The sequence below is a fragment of the Bradyrhizobium sp. B039 genome (assembly GCF_038965675.1).
GTDB lineage: Bacteria > Pseudomonadota > Alphaproteobacteria > Rhizobiales > Xanthobacteraceae > Bradyrhizobium > Bradyrhizobium diazoefficiens.
This window is the reverse complement of the sequence record NZ_CP152416.1, coordinates 3,583,703-3,597,609: the sequence shown is the minus strand read 5'-3', so window position 1 is coordinate 3,597,609 and position 13,907 is coordinate 3,583,703. Positions and strand designations below refer to the sequence as shown.

The window sequence follows — 13,907 nt, the reverse complement described above, 5'->3', positions numbered from 1 at the left end:
TGCTATGGAATTTGAGGCAATTTCCGCATGATGGCACGCATCCGCGGAGGAATTGAGCAGGAGGAGCCGCCGTGACCGACATCAGCATTGAAGCTGTAACGGGCAAGCTGAACCGGGCCGGCTATGATGCCTTCTTACAGGCCCTGCGCCACGCAAAGAGCGCCGGCAATCGCAACGTCGAGCTTGCGCACTGGCTGTTTCATATCCTGCAGCAGGAACGCAACGATCTCAGCCTCTCGGTCGATCATTACAAGCTCGACCGCGCACGCTTGTTGTCGGACCTTGCCGGCGTGATCAATGGCTTTCGTAAGAACGAAACCGACATGCCGGGCGTCGCCAATTCGGTCATCGATCTGCTCGATCGGGGCTGGCATTATGCCACGCTCTTCTTTGGCGAGACCCAGATCCGCACCGGTCATCTGCTTGTGGCAGGCCTGAAATCGAACGATATTCGTCGCACGCTGAACAACCTCTCGCAGGAATTTTCCAAGGTCAACGTCGACGCACTGGCCGCGGAGCGTCGCGCCGTCTGGGCCGGCTCCGACGAGGAGACCATGCGACCGATGGACGGTTCGGGCCTGGTCGGCGCCGTCACGGAAGGCGCGGCCCAAGCGGGTCCCAAGGGGACGACGCCGCTCGACCGGTTCTCCCAGGATCTCACCGCCAAGGCCAAATCGGGCGAGATGGATCCGATCCTTGGTCGGGACGAAGAAATCCGCCAACTGATCGACGTGTTGATGCGTCGGCGGCAGAACAATCCAATCCTCACCGGCGAGGCTGGCGTCGGCAAGACCGCAGTTGTCGAGGGCTTCGCCCAGCGTATCGCCGCCGGCGACGTGCCGCCACCGCTCCGCGGTGTAAGGCTTTGTGCGCTCGACATCGGCCTGATGCAGGCCGGTGCCTCCATGAAGGGCGAGTTTGAGCAGCGCTTGCGGTCGGTGATCGACGAGGTCCAGAGCTCACCCACCCCCATCATCCTGTTCATCGATGAAGCCCACACACTGATCGGCGCCGGCGGCGCGGCCGGCACCGGTGATGCAGCCAATCTCCTGAAACCTCCCCTTGCGCGTGGCACGCTGCGCACGATCGCCGCCACCACGTGGGCAGAATATCGCCAGTATATCGAGAAAGATCCCGCGCTCACACGACGCTTCCAGCCGATCCAGATCGATGAACCCGATGTGGAAACCTGCTGCATCATGCTGCGCGGACTCCTCGGTCCGATGGAGAAGCACCACGGCGTTCGCATCTCGGATGCCGCGATCGTCGCAGCGGTCAACCTGTCCCACCGCTACATTCCTTCACGGCAGTTGCCCGACAAGGCGGTCAGCCTGCTTGATACCGCCTCGGCGCGCGTGGCGATCAGCCAGAGCGCGACTCCGGCCCTGATCGAGGATGCACGCGTTGCGATTGCCGCCCGTGAAGCTGAGCGATCAGCACTCGTCAGCGACAGCGATCTTGGGATTGAGGACGACGAGCGCATCGTAGCGATCGACAACGACATCGCAGCATTGAAGGACAAGCTGACGAACCTCGAAGCCGATTGGGCCGCAGAGCAGGAGCTCGTCAAGGACATCCGGAGCATTCGGGAGATCCTGTCCGAACCCATGGAAGGCGACGATCCGGCTGCCAGGCGCGCGGAGCTGCGCGGCAAGTTCGACACGCTTGAGAGCATCAATCCGGAAAAGCGGATGGTCTATGCCTATGTGGACCAGCAGTCGGTGGCGTCCGTTGTCTCTGACTGGACTGGCATCCCGGTCGGCCGGATGATGCGCGACGAGATCGAAACCGTGCTGAAACTACCGGAGATCCTCAACCGCCGCGTCGTCGGCCAGTCCCATGGGCTGACGATGATCGCCAAGCGAATCGAGACCAGCCGCGCCAAACTGGACAACCCGTCGAAGCCGATCGGCGTGTTCATGCTGGCTGGTCCATCCGGCGTGGGCAAGACTGAAACCGCCCTGGCGCTTGCCGAGACCCTCTACGGCGGCGAGCAGAACATGATCACGATCAACATGTCGGAGTTCCAGGAAGCGCACACCGTCTCGACCTTGAAGGGAGCGCCTCCCGGCTATGTCGGCTATGGAGAAGGTGGACGCCTCACCGAGGCTGTCCGGCGCAAGCCCTATAGCGTCATCCTGCTCGACGAGGTCGAGAAAGCTCATCCCGACGTCCACGAGATCTTCTTCCAGGTGTTCGACAAGGGAACCATGGAGGACGGCAACGGGCGGCGGATCGACTTCAAGAACACGTTGATCATCCTGACCACCAACGTCGGCACCGATCTGATCATGGGCCTCTCGCGAGATCCAAAGTATCGCAGCGAACCGGAAGAGCTCGCCAAGATGCTGAGGCCGGAATTGCTGAAGGTGTTTCCGGCAGCGCTGCTCGGACGCATCGTCTCGATACCGTACTTCCCGCTATCCGACGAAATGCTCGCCGGGATCGCTCGGTTGCAGCTCGACCGGATCGGACGACGCCTCCGTGACAACCATAACGCGGCATTCAGCTACGATGACGCGGTCGTGGAGCACATTGTGTCACGTTGCAACGACCCGGACTCTGGCGGGCGAATGATTGACAACATCATCACCAACACCCTGCTCCCGGAGCTGTCACGCGAATTCCTCAGCAAGTCGCTTGCCAAGGAAGAAGTCAAGCAAGCGCGGGTCTCGATCGAGAACGACAAGTTCGCATATTCGTGGAATTGAGGACGATGAACATTCAAACCGAGCATCGCCACCCGAGCACCGGTCCCACGCCATACGACGAGGTCTACTACCCTGGCCACGTCTACGGGCTCACTCATCCGAACCATCTCGCTACCATTGCTGCCGTCTACGGCATGCAGGCGGCTCCGGTCGAGCGTTGCCGGGTGCTCGAGCTTGGCTGCGGCGTTGGCGGCAACCTGTTGCCGATGGCCTTTCAATATCCAAACAGCGAATTCGTCGGTGTCGACCTGAGCGGCGTGACGATCGAGCGCGGCCAGCGAAATATCGCCACATTGGGCCTCAGCAATATCAAGCTCCTGCACTGCGACATCATGAATGTCGACGAAAGCTTCGGGCAATACGACTACATCATAGCGCACGGCGTGTATTCCTGGGTTCCGCCGGCGGTGCGCGAGAAGATGATGATGATCTTCAAGCAGAACATGGCTCCGCGCGGGGTCTGCTACGTCAGCTACAACGCGCACCCGTTCTCGCATCTTCGCGACCTGGTCCGCGACATGATGCGGTATCACACCCGCCGTCTCACCGACATGAGGGAGAAGGTAGGACAGGCCCGCGCGATCTTGAAGTTCCTGAGCGACGGCTCGAAGGCCAACTCGGTGCACGGCGCAGTTATGCGCGACCAGTACAACCGCGTCCTCAAGTCCCCCGACGAGCTCTTATTTCACGACGATCTCGATGATGGCGCCGAGGCCTTCCTGCTGCATGAGGTTGCCGAAGACGCAAGCCGCCACGGCTTGCAATATCTGAGCGACGCTGATTTCTCACGACGCTATCTTGCCGGCTATTCCGAGGAGGTTCGCGCGACGCTGCAGCGCTTCCCGGAGAGCGAGTTCATGGCGCGCGATCAATATCAGGACTTCATCGACGGCAACGGCTTTCGGCGCACATTGCTCTGCCACGACAGCATTTCGCTATCCCGCCAGATCGACCTCGATTTCATCACCAGGTTCCATTTGCTGAGCACGACCAACCCGGTTGACCCCGACGCCTGCGTGACCGACGATTCCGCGATGGAATTCGAGAACCAGGACGGCAGCAGGGTCACGGTAACCAATCCGCTCTTGAAGGCTGCGTATCTATGTCTCGGCCGGGCCTGGCCGCGCGCATTATCATTTGGCGAGCTGCTCGATGGCGCCCGCGCGCTGCTGGGCGGCCGGCACACGGATGATGCCGAAAAGGTGCTGACGGAGGCAATGTTCATCCTGGCTTGCAGCGGCGAGGTCTCTTTCCTGCTGTCGCGCCCATTTCTGTTGAAGGAAGCTACCGAGCATCCGCAGGCGAGCCTGCTCGCACGAAGACAAGCGCAAACAGGTCCGCTCGTCACCAACCTCCTCCACCAGACGGTACAGTTGGAGGACGACCGGACCAGGGATTTCCTGCAATTGCTCGACGGTGCGCGGACCATCGACCAGATCACGGCCGAAATGACCGAAAAATTCGGCCCGACCATCCAGGTAGACCAGAAGGATAGTGCCGGGAAGCCTGCCGATCCGTTGTTGCTGTCAACGCGAGAAAGTGTTCAACGCTCGCTTGCGATGGTCGGCAAGCTGGGCCTGCTGGTCGCATGACGCGCTCAAGTGCGTCGGCTCCGTTGGCGATGCACGGCAGGGGTTGGAAGCTCCTGCCATTTCCTGAAGCGGATGCGGCCCCCGTCACTCTAGCCGTCGTGGGTATATTGTTGGCCGAGGAGCCATCCCGTGAGAATACCGCCGGGTCCGCTGGCATAGACCGGATCGAGGCCAACACCTGCACGCAGCATCTTCCATTCATGCTCGCCGACCCAGGGAATCCCGGGATCGCCCTTCTGATACTGGGACAGCAGCGTTCGGGCGACCTCTGCGGCATTGGCGTAGATCGGCCCGTTGGCCCAGCGCGGGCGGGGCAGGCCTGTCATGCGGCAATAGAGCGCCGTGCAGACGTACGCAGACGCCTCTTCCGCATTGGCATCAAGGCCGGTACGCAACAGATCATATGCCGCATGCAGGCTTTCGTGGACGATATAGGCCTCGTCCAGCCGCCCCGTCGCCGACACGACCTCCAGCGTGTTCGCCGCAACCGCTGTGCCGTCCGCCCTGGTTCTCGCGACATCGTTGTATTGTGCAGCAACGCCTGCCGCGAGATCCGTCGGAGGTCTGACGGTAACCTGCCCCAACCGGATAGCGCGGGCGACGTGATGGAACGTTTGCGGCGCAATCGTCACATGGCTGCCGCGGATCGGAAACCGGAACCGCATGCGTGCGACGGCCGGGCCACTGAGTACGTCTAACACCCTGCTCCGCAGTGACATTTGATCGTCCTCGTTGTTCACACTACCCCACGGATGGTGGTCGCCATCTCCGATCGGCAGGTTCAAACAGTCACTGCGCTGGCGCGCCAGGAATTCGAATGACCTGGGCCGGGCGGCAGCTTGATCGAGCGAGCCGGCATTGAACCCGAGCCCGTTCGGGTGAGACCAATCTGAGGCAAGGATTGGCTCGGAGGGCGTTCCATGACGACGACTGATCCGACGACGACCGACACGTACCGGAAGATCGCGGCGCGACTGACCATGCTTCGGCCGCAGATCGATTTGAAGAATTACTTTGCCGGCCCCAACCCGGATGTGCGCCTTTATGACGAGAAGCCCTACATCCGACACCAACTCGAGAAGTATGGTGTCGCTGCCGCGACGACCACGCTCGATGGCGTCACCTTCCTGCCCAAGGACTGGGAAGAGTTGATCAAGAAGCTGCGCATTGCCAAGACGACGGACGGATTCGACGCATTCGCCGAAGGGCAAAGCCCGGAGAAGGCGTCGCATTGGGCCCTCGATCTGTCGATGGCGGCAACGATCGGCAAGGGGTTTCGGGAGATCTGGCGCCCAAAGCTGTCCGACAAGCCACTCTCAACGCGGGATCTCCCGGGCCGCCACGGCTTCGGGCTCGGGCGCGACCGCGGACAATGGAGCGACGCTTACAGCTCGCAATTCGGCAAGGACCCGCAGCCCCAGGACATCACCTCGCTGCATTTCGCCGTAGCACCCGATCGGGTGAACGTGCACATCGACGAAACAGGCTTCGTGTTCGAGGGCGTGGACGGTGCGCTTACGGTCGGGCCGAACTTCGTGCATCACGCCGGCAATGAACTGTTCTGGAAGAGCAACAAGCATATACCGCAATGGGCCGCGGAGCACATCGATCTGATCCTGCCGAACAGCGCGAACGACTTTTCGCGCGTGGGCATTTCGGTCGACATGTACCAACGCAAAGACTTGCGCGTTACGGTCACCGGCTCCTGCGGAATTTTCGGTGGTTTCGAGTGCTCGGGAACGGTGAGCATCAGCGGAACGCATGATCTGCTCGGTTCGAAGTCGAAAGGCAGGCGCTAAAGCGGACATTGCTCGTTCGGCATTGCTCCGTGTCTACGCCTCCAAGCTACGAATGAGGCTCCTCGATTTGCCACTGCCAGTTCGTGGCTCGGATGAATGGAACTATCGAACCGCCTCGAGGTAGCGGCGACCACGATATTGGTGGCGAGACCGCGTAGTTCCGCAGGAACCAGCAGGGGGGAGATCTCACATTGCCGAACCAGGAAAGGCCCTTGAAGCCTATCGTCGAAAGCTATGTACCGCCAGCAGGAATCCGGCATGCGGTGACGGCAGGCGAGACCTGGATATCCCTCGCCAAGCGGATCGGCATCGACCCTTGGGACCTCATCGAGTTCAATTTTCCGGGCATCAAGCTCGTCAAACAGCGCGATTTCCAACAAGCCACACGGCAGGTGAACTGGTACCTGGCCGAGTATGTAGGCTGCCGCGCGATGTCGCCCGACCGCCAGAATTTTGCGTTTTCATCCGGTACGACCGGCGGGAAAGGTGGATGGCGAGGGGGATTCATCTATCTGCCGCCAGGTACGCCGCCTCCCCCACCGATTGCGCCCACTCCACCGGTTGCGCCCACCCCAGCGGCTCCGACCCCGCCGGAATGTGGAGGAAGCCGACCCGACTTCGCGCGCGTCCTAGACGTCAGCGAACGGGATTTCGCGCGCAACGTCTTTGGCCCGACGTTGCCGCCATGGGAGACCATCGCGATTACCAATGGCCTGGGAGCAGGCGGAAGACCGTGGACGAACGATGGACCATTCTTTAGAGGAAGCAATCCCATGGTGCCGAGCATGCGGTATGCCATCAATCTTGGCAATGTCGCGTTCAGTAACCTGGCATCGCCTAGCCCCACCTTCGGCCTCTTGTGCGACGACTTCGGTCGCATTTGCGACCTCTTCGTGCACGAAATGACCCACGTGTGGCAGGCGTTCAACGATTCAAACTGGACAATGGCACGCTCCTTCTGGGCGCAGACGGTCGGTGCCGGCTACGACTACACGCCCGGGGATAGCTGGGACTCATACAACGTCGAACAACAGGCACACATCGTCGAAGATTGGCACAAGTACAAGATTAGTTCTCCGATGCTTGCCGAAGAACGGTATCCGTATGTCCGGCTCGTGATCCGCTCTGGACGCCTCACTTTTCCTCGCGGGCTGGATCTGGTGGCATTGAAAAAGGACCTTCAAGATCTGCGCACAAGGCACCTGGACTAGAATCCGCAGCAACGGCGTGGTCGGGAGTCTACTTAATGATGCACCAACACACCGAGAATTCGACGCGGTGCGGTAGCGCATTCTTCCTCTCGAGAGCGCTTTTCCGTCCAGCGTGCTGGTCAGCTTCGCAGCGCAAGCACACGGAGAAGAATTGCGCGGCCGCCATGCGACAGGCGATCGTGAAACAGTTCGGAGAGCCGGTCTCCACGCTTCCGCACCGAGAACCTCTTCCGGAGCTCATGGGCGCGAGACAGCGAGCAATAGAGACAATCACGACGTAGCCGGCGCAGGCGGCTGCCATAACCTCTAACATCGGTGCTCGCGTAGGCCTCCATCAGGGTGCGTATCAAATAGTCATCGCTCGGATCAACGTAAGCTTCGTGGGAAACGCTCGATGATCGCATGGATACAGGTTCATCGCTCGACAGAAATAAGTTCCTGCGGATCAGCCCATCCGACACGCCGGTCGCCTCTTTAGCGAACTTTCCATAGTTCACAAAAGGCAGCGCAGCGAGTTGCCGGCGCAGACTTTCGAGCGTCGCCGACGGGATCCGGACGCCATTGCCCGCGCTGGTGTCGAGCTTGTTGGCGCGCACCGTGGCGTAGAGGTCGCACCAGAATTTGTCCCAGGGGGCGGTGCCGTTGCGGTTAGACGACGGATTCCTGCGAACGCTATATGTCGTTTGAGTGAGGTAGGCCGCCAGTTCGCCCATGTGGCGCGTAACAGCGCCGTCAGGATCATAGACGTCGATCATGGCGTGGACGCATTCATGCAGGAGTAGCGCCCGATCGCTATCATTTGCGGGAGGCGACTTCTTCTGCGTCAAGAGAATATCCGTGGCCTGATCGTAGAAGGCGAGATCCTGAGTGCCGCCCTTCACCAATATATTACCGACACGAATGTGATCGCGAACTGTCGTCAAGTATTCGCCCTTGATATGGATCTTGTCGACGTAAAACTCGATGCCAAGCGCAACCGAGTCGCTGAGTGTGTCCAGGACGTCGCCTTCGGTCAGTGGCATGACCTACCTTCCTTGCGTGGTTGAGCAATAGTCGTCCGACTACGCTCCGGCAAAAGAAACGGCAGGTTACTCCTAACTGGACTTCGGCCGGTGTAGTCGGGAAGATTTGCCGGGATTCTCCTTCACGTGCGGCCCGCATCCAGCCGGGAGCGTATGATGTTCCCCGATGAAAATCGGCAGTTGTGTTGCTGCGTTTCCATGTGTCGCCAACGCCAGGCATGGTTCCGTCGAAGAGCAGGCGGCTCGCATCGCCAGTATACCTAATGAACCGCAACTCGTCATCGGTGGTCTTCAAGATGCGCCCGCCGTGGCTCGCAATCGTTGAGTCTACGACGTCTTGGCAGACGGTTTTCTGCGTCGCTAGCGCGCCGCGCCCGTCACCGCCATAAGGCGTGAATAGCTAACGGCATCCGCAGTCAGAATAGCTTCCACTCCACGTACAACTCGCTCGCCCTCGCAACCACCAACGAAGTCCAGACCGCAAAATCGACGCCAGCGCATTGCCCCGCATGGCTAATTTCCAGTATGTTGCTGGCTCAACCGGCGAGCAATGGTCACGGATAGTTATCCCCGGCGCGGTGGTCCGGGCTCGACACTATCGTGATCTAAGGTTTGGGAAAGCTATGGCAAGCTTCGCTCAGTTCTTGCAGGATTCTGGTGTGTACGCGGCGCAAAGCTTCATGATCGTTCCTCGGGGAGGCTTCAACTTGGTCTGCCTGCGCGACAGCAAGGACGTTCACCTATCGTATGATCGCGACCGGTTACAGGTTGAGGATGTGCGCTTCGAGCAAGTCGAACGCGTCGCTCAGGAATACATCAACAGTCGCTATGGAGAGCAAAAAGGTCAGGAGCGCGATGATCAATTGCTGCGCCTGCGTACAGCGCTGTATGGCACCGCGCGACTGGATGGCAGTGCGCGCGGCCTCAAGGTCGTTGCCAAAGGTGTAGGTATTCCGGAACTCAAAGCCGCGCGCGGCAACACGGCCATCAAGTTGGAGGTCGCCATTCTGCAGCGCAAAGACTTCACGATCGCGTTCAGATTTCTCAAGCACCTCGATCAGTCAGGCAAAGTCATCAACGCCACGAAATGGACGCCGGATGACGTGCCCTGGTTCCTCACCAGGCTGAACTGGGTCTTCGGGGCTCAGACGAACATCTTTTTCACGCTGGTCGATGCCAAATGGATTACGGTCCAGAAAGCCTTAGGACCAAAAATCTCGCGGGATGTTTTTCGAAAGGATATCGCACCATTGAAGAGGCACGGCGCCGATCTCACCTGCTTTCTGGTCGGTGATTATGCTGCAATGGATACTGAGGCGGCTGGGGAGTATCTACCTGATGAGCAGGTATTCGTGGTTGTTGACCAAGGTAATCCACCCGTGTTCGATCTTGGCGAAGCGTTCATTGGTGTAATGGCGCACGAGATCGGGCACTTCTTGCACCACAAACGAACCATGCCCGGGAGTGGACACCATAACCGAAGCGGTATTTTGCTTGCCAGTGGCATGGAAAGCTTGTCCTTGGATAAGCAACTCGTCACCAACTTCAACGCATGGTGAGAACAATCATTCTCGGCATCCCTTCAGCACGTTGAGGCCGCGCGGGCCTCGCGGTCGTAATCCGTCGGTAATGTCCGCCTGCGATGCGCGTTACTGCAACATCGTCTAGGCCACCAATATCGCTGCACGGAGCCTGATGCGAGTACTGATCGTCGACGATCATCCCATCATCATAGCTGCTTGCCAGGCCTTGTTTGCCGACGAGGCAGGCTTCATCGTCACAGGAGCGGCAGATGCGGCCAGTGGATTGGCGTCCTTTATTGCCGGACCTCCTGAGGTCTGCGCCATAGACATCAACCTGCCATCTGTCTCCGGCATGGAGCTCGCTCGACAGATCTTTGGAAGAGATGCCGAAGCGCGCATCGTGATGTTTAGCGTCAACGACGATCCTGTATTCGTGGCAACCGCGATCGACATCGGCGTCAAGGGGTACGTTTCCAAATCGCTGCGTTTTCTTTGAGGCAACACACTTTGCATCGACGCTTCCCAGTCAATGCGAAAGAGACGCCGTGTCCGCGAGACGCGGCAAGTTTCAGTGAGGGAAGACTGGCACAATCCGAAGCGGGAGTGGGCCGTCGCCGCTGATCCTTCGCCGGCGCGAAAGCGATCACCTGCCGCTCACAACCGCGATTACCATTTCAATGCCGCCGTGCGCACGGGATGGTCCCAGAGCGCGGTCGTCTCAGCATCGAGCAGGCTGACGGTGAGCGAGCACCCGGCCATGTCCAGCGAGGTGACGAAGCTGCCGACCAGCGAGCGAGCGATGCGCAAGCCGCGCTTCTCGAGCATCCGGCGCGCCGCGTTGTACATCAGATAGAGCTCGATCGTTGGCGTTCCGCCAAATCCGTTGACGAGCAGGAGGGCCTCGGCCCCGTCGCGCGCGTCGAGATCCTGCGCGATCGCCGTCGTCATCTCGTCCGCGATCGCGTCTGCCCGCTCCAGCTTGACGCGGCGGCGTCCAGGCTCGCCGTGAATGCCGACCCCCATCTCCATCTCGTCCTGGCCGAGCGAGAAGGTCGGCGTGCCCGCAGCCGGGACCGTGCAGCTCGTCAGCGCCACGCCCATCGAACGCGTGCGCACGTTGACGCGCTCGCCGAGCGCAACGCAGCCTTTGAGGTCGGCGCCCTTCTCGGCCGCCGCGCCGACGATCTTCTCCACGATGAGCGTGCCAGCCACGCCGCGACGCCCGATGCTGTGGGTCGAGTTCTCGACCGCGACGTCATCGTCGGTGACGATGGTCGCTGTGAGCCCCTCGGCGATCTCGGCCGCCATCTCGAAATTCATTCGGTCACCCGCGTAGTTCTTCACGATAAACAGCACGCCGGCCTCACCCGAAACCGCCTGAGCGGCCTCGACGATCTGGTCCGGCGTCGGCGACGTGAAGACCTGTCCCGGGCAGGCGGCGTCGAGCATGCCATAGCCGACGAAGCCCGCATGCAGCGGCTCATGCCCGCTGCCGCCGCCCGAGACGAGTGCGACCTTCTTCGGGTTCAGCTCACGGCGCCGCACGAATTTCCGCTCCGGCCCAAGCGCGACGAGATCGGCATGCGCGGCCGCAAGTCCGTCGAGGCTCTCCGCAAGCACGCCGTCGACCGAATTGATGAACTTCTTCATTGTCTCCTCCCCGCTTCTTCCCTTTGGCCTCACGCCTTATTTTTCCCGCATGATGGCAATCAAGCGCCGCGCGAATTCCTGGAGCAGCGCATCGAGCTCGGCGTTCCGCTTCGCACTGCCGAGATCTGGCAAATGCAGCGTCAAGGTCCGCTCATGCGATCCTTCGGTCAGTCGGCCGATCCGGCGCGGATGCGCGCGTGCATATGCGCGAAGAAAGGCGGTCTTCGCCTGCGGAGGGAAGTGGCAGACATCGAAGATCGTATTGAGATGTTGCACGGGTATCGGCACCGGATAGGCGGGATTGCTGATCTGGCTGACGAAGCTGCGGTTCTTCCCAATGGCATGCGCCAGACGCAGCCGCATGCCCGAGGGGCGGCTCTCCAGCACTTCCTTGAAGATGCGCTTGTAAACTGCAACAGCGCCGGCTTCTGCCGGCTCATCGATCGCCGTGTCAGTCAAGGCCCCCTCCGCTGCTCAGCCGGTCGATCGTCTGCTTGATCTGCGCGAGCGCCGATGCATTCACAGATAGCTCGCGCAAGCCGCAATTCAGCAATGCGGGAAGGCAGCGCGGATCGCTTGCCATGTCGCCGCATAGGCTGACGCTGATCGCGGCGCGCCGCCCATGCTCGGCGGTCCGCGCGATCAATTCGAGCACCGCCGGATGCAGCGGGTCCATCAAGGGGGCAAGCGCTCCATTGGAACGATCGCAGGCGAGGACATATTGCGCGAGATCGTTCGAGCCGATCGAGAAGAAGGACGTCTTGAAGCTCGTAATAGCCAGGGCCGCCGCCGGGACTTCGACCATGATTCCCAGCTCGGGAAGCATCGCGGCAATGCCGTCCGCCTGCAAGCGCTGCACGACATCGGCAAACAGCTTCCGCCCCGCCTCGAGCTCAGCCGCAGACGTGACCATCGGAAACATGACCTTGAGGTTTCCGCGCACGGCGGCCCGTGCCAGCGCGCGGAGCTGAATGGCAAAGATCTCGGGCCGGGCCAGGCAAAGCCGCAAGCCCCGAACTCCGAGGAACGGATTGGCTTCGCCGTCCAGCGTAAAGCCGGCGACCGGCTTGTCGCCGCCCGCGTCAAACGTGCGAATGGTGACCGGGCGCTGGTCGGCCCAACGCAGCACCGCATCGTAAGCCTGAAACTGTGTCTCCTCATCGGGCAAACTGCCCCTCTCCGTCAGCAGAAACTCGGTGCGCATCAGGCCGATCCCATCGGCATATTGCGCGTCGGGATGCTCGAGATCGTCGACGCGCTGGATGTTGATAAACAGCTTGATCCGCTCGCCGCGCCATGATGCGGTGGGCCGCCGCAGGATCGCACGGGCGGACGCCCTGCTCTTGCGATGGCTTTCGCGCCGCTTCTCGAACAGGCGAACCTGCTCCGCGCTGGGATCGAGCTCGAGCGTCGCGCCTTCACCATCGAGCAGCGCGTTGGCTCCGACGTCCGGAATGGCGCCGAGTTGCACGACCATGGGAATGCCCCGCGCGCGCGCCAGCATCGCGACGTGGCTCGTGGGACTGCCACGCAAGAGCGCCAGACCGCCGCCGCCGGACCAGTCGATCTCCAGGAATCGCGAGGGCGGCAGATCGTCGGCGCAGACGACGGCGCCGCTCGGAATCTCCAGCGCCGGGCCCCCATCGCCCCGCAAAATGTTGATCACGCGGTCGCGCAGGTCCGCGAGGTCCGAAGAGCGCGCCTTCAGATATTCGTCCGCGGCTGAATTGTAGTCCGCGATCTGCGCGTCGAGCGCCGAACGCCATGCGACATCCGCCGGATCGCCATCGCCAATCGATGCGAAGATCGCTTGGATGAAATCCTCATCCTCCAGCAGCGCGACCTGGAATTCGAGAATCTGTGCAGCCTCGCCGCCGGCGATCCCGGCGAGATCCGCGATCTGCCCGCTTGCCGCCTCAATCGCAGCACGAAGAGCAAGCGCCTCTTCAGCCAGGTTGCCCGCGACACGCTCGCCGTTGGTGTCCGCGCCGACCCGGACGAGCGGGCCATGGGCAAAGCCGATCGAGGCGGTTCTGCCGCGGTAGGCCAGTCCCGTCGCGCTACCCTGCATGCTGCTAAGCCCCGTCCGGAAAATCGGTTGCGATCAGGTCGACCAGCGCCGCAACGGCGGCTTCCGCATCACTGCCGGACGCCCTGATCTCGATCGTGCTGCCGTGGGCCGCACGCATCGCCATGATCTTGACCACGCTCTTGGCATTGATCCACTCGGCCGCGCCTGCGACCCGCACGGAAATCTGGGCCTGGAACTTCTTGGCGAGCTTGGTCAGCTTGACCGCGGGGCGCGCGTGCATGCCAACCGCGTGCACCAGCCGCACATTTCCGGTGAAAATCTGTCCGTCCGCTTTGTCCAGCATGCTCATCTTCCATCATCGCTTCGC

12 protein-coding genes are annotated in these 13,907 nt (G+C 61.1%); 6 read left to right on the top strand and 6 right to left on the bottom strand.

Annotated elements, in window-relative coordinates; translation table 11 throughout:
- The first annotated feature begins 71 nt into the window (after positions 1–71).
- Together tssH and AAFG50_RS16715 are read left to right on the top strand one after the other, a co-directional pair.
- Positions 72–2,711, top strand: coding sequence for a type VI secretion system ATPase TssH (tssH, locus tag AAFG50_RS16720; RefSeq protein WP_028170695.1), 2,640 nt, complete (start codon positions 72–74; stop codon positions 2,709–2,711).
- A gap of 5 nt (positions 2,712–2,716) precedes the next feature.
- Positions 2,717–4,303 (top strand): methyltransferase regulatory domain-containing protein, encoded by a 1,587-nt coding sequence (locus AAFG50_RS16715; RefSeq protein ID WP_039184207.1) that lies wholly within the window; start codon positions 2,717–2,719, stop codon positions 4,301–4,303.
- An 89-nt stretch (positions 4,304–4,392) separates the two neighbouring features.
- Here the strand turns inward: AAFG50_RS16715 and AAFG50_RS16710 are convergent, their stop codons facing one another.
- Positions 4,393–5,088 carry a hypothetical protein gene (locus AAFG50_RS16710; protein WP_231166684.1) on the bottom strand — a complete coding sequence of 232 codons (696 nt, stop codon included), beginning with the start codon at positions 5,086–5,088 and terminating at the stop codon, positions 4,393–4,395.
- Positions 5,089–5,223: 135 nt separating this feature from the next.
- On the opposite strand from AAFG50_RS16710, the gene AAFG50_RS16705 reads away from it, so the two are divergent.
- Both AAFG50_RS16705 and AAFG50_RS16700 read left to right on the top strand, forming a co-directional pair.
- Positions 5,224–6,102 carry a hypothetical protein gene (locus tag AAFG50_RS16705; RefSeq protein ID WP_028170692.1) on the top strand — a complete coding sequence of 293 codons (879 nt, stop codon included), beginning with the start codon at positions 5,224–5,226 and terminating at the stop codon, positions 6,100–6,102.
- 212 nt (positions 6,103–6,314) lie between these two features.
- Entirely contained in the window at positions 6,315–7,313 is a 999-nt protein-coding gene (locus AAFG50_RS16700; protein ID WP_231166683.1) for a hypothetical protein, read from the top strand.
- A 119-nt stretch (positions 7,314–7,432) separates the two neighbouring features.
- Here AAFG50_RS16700 and AAFG50_RS16695 read toward each other — a convergent pair whose 3' ends face one another.
- Complete coding sequence (locus AAFG50_RS16695; RefSeq protein WP_028170690.1) at positions 7,433–8,335, bottom strand: hypothetical protein; 903 nt, start codon at positions 8,333–8,335, stop codon at positions 7,433–7,435.
- A 509-nt stretch (positions 8,336–8,844) separates the two neighbouring features.
- On the opposite strand from AAFG50_RS16695, the gene AAFG50_RS16690 reads away from it, so the two are divergent.
- Positions 8,845–9,894, top strand: coding sequence for a hypothetical protein (locus AAFG50_RS16690; RefSeq protein ID WP_162185829.1), 1,050 nt, complete (start codon positions 8,845–8,847; stop codon positions 9,892–9,894).
- Positions 9,895–10,030: 136 nt separating this feature from the next.
- Positions 10,031–10,354 (top strand): response regulator transcription factor, encoded by a 324-nt coding sequence (locus AAFG50_RS16685; protein ID WP_011086360.1) that lies wholly within the window; start codon positions 10,031–10,033, stop codon positions 10,352–10,354.
- Positions 10,355–10,524: 170 nt separating this feature from the next.
- On the opposite strand, the gene dhaK is transcribed toward AAFG50_RS16685, so the two are convergent.
- The 4 genes from dhaK to AAFG50_RS16665 are packed head-to-tail and all read right to left on the bottom strand — an operon-like array spanning position 10,525 to position 13,889.
- Positions 10,525–11,508, bottom strand: coding sequence for a dihydroxyacetone kinase subunit DhaK (gene dhaK, locus AAFG50_RS16680; RefSeq protein WP_028170688.1), 984 nt, complete (start codon positions 11,506–11,508; stop codon positions 10,525–10,527).
- A gap of 36 nt (positions 11,509–11,544) precedes the next feature.
- Positions 11,545–11,967 (bottom strand): hypothetical protein, encoded by a 423-nt coding sequence (locus tag AAFG50_RS16675; RefSeq protein WP_049832361.1) that lies wholly within the window; start codon positions 11,965–11,967, stop codon positions 11,545–11,547.
- Positions 11,960–13,579, bottom strand: coding sequence for a phosphoenolpyruvate--protein phosphotransferase (gene ptsP / locus AAFG50_RS16670; RefSeq protein WP_028170686.1), 1,620 nt, complete (start codon positions 13,577–13,579; stop codon positions 11,960–11,962). Before ptsP ends, AAFG50_RS16675 begins: the two co-directional genes overlap by 8 nt.
- Before the next feature lie 4 nt (positions 13,580–13,583).
- Entirely contained in the window at positions 13,584–13,889 is a 306-nt protein-coding gene (locus tag AAFG50_RS16665; RefSeq protein ID WP_049832360.1) for an HPr family phosphocarrier protein, read from the bottom strand.
- Positions 13,890–13,907: the final 18 nt, after the last annotated feature.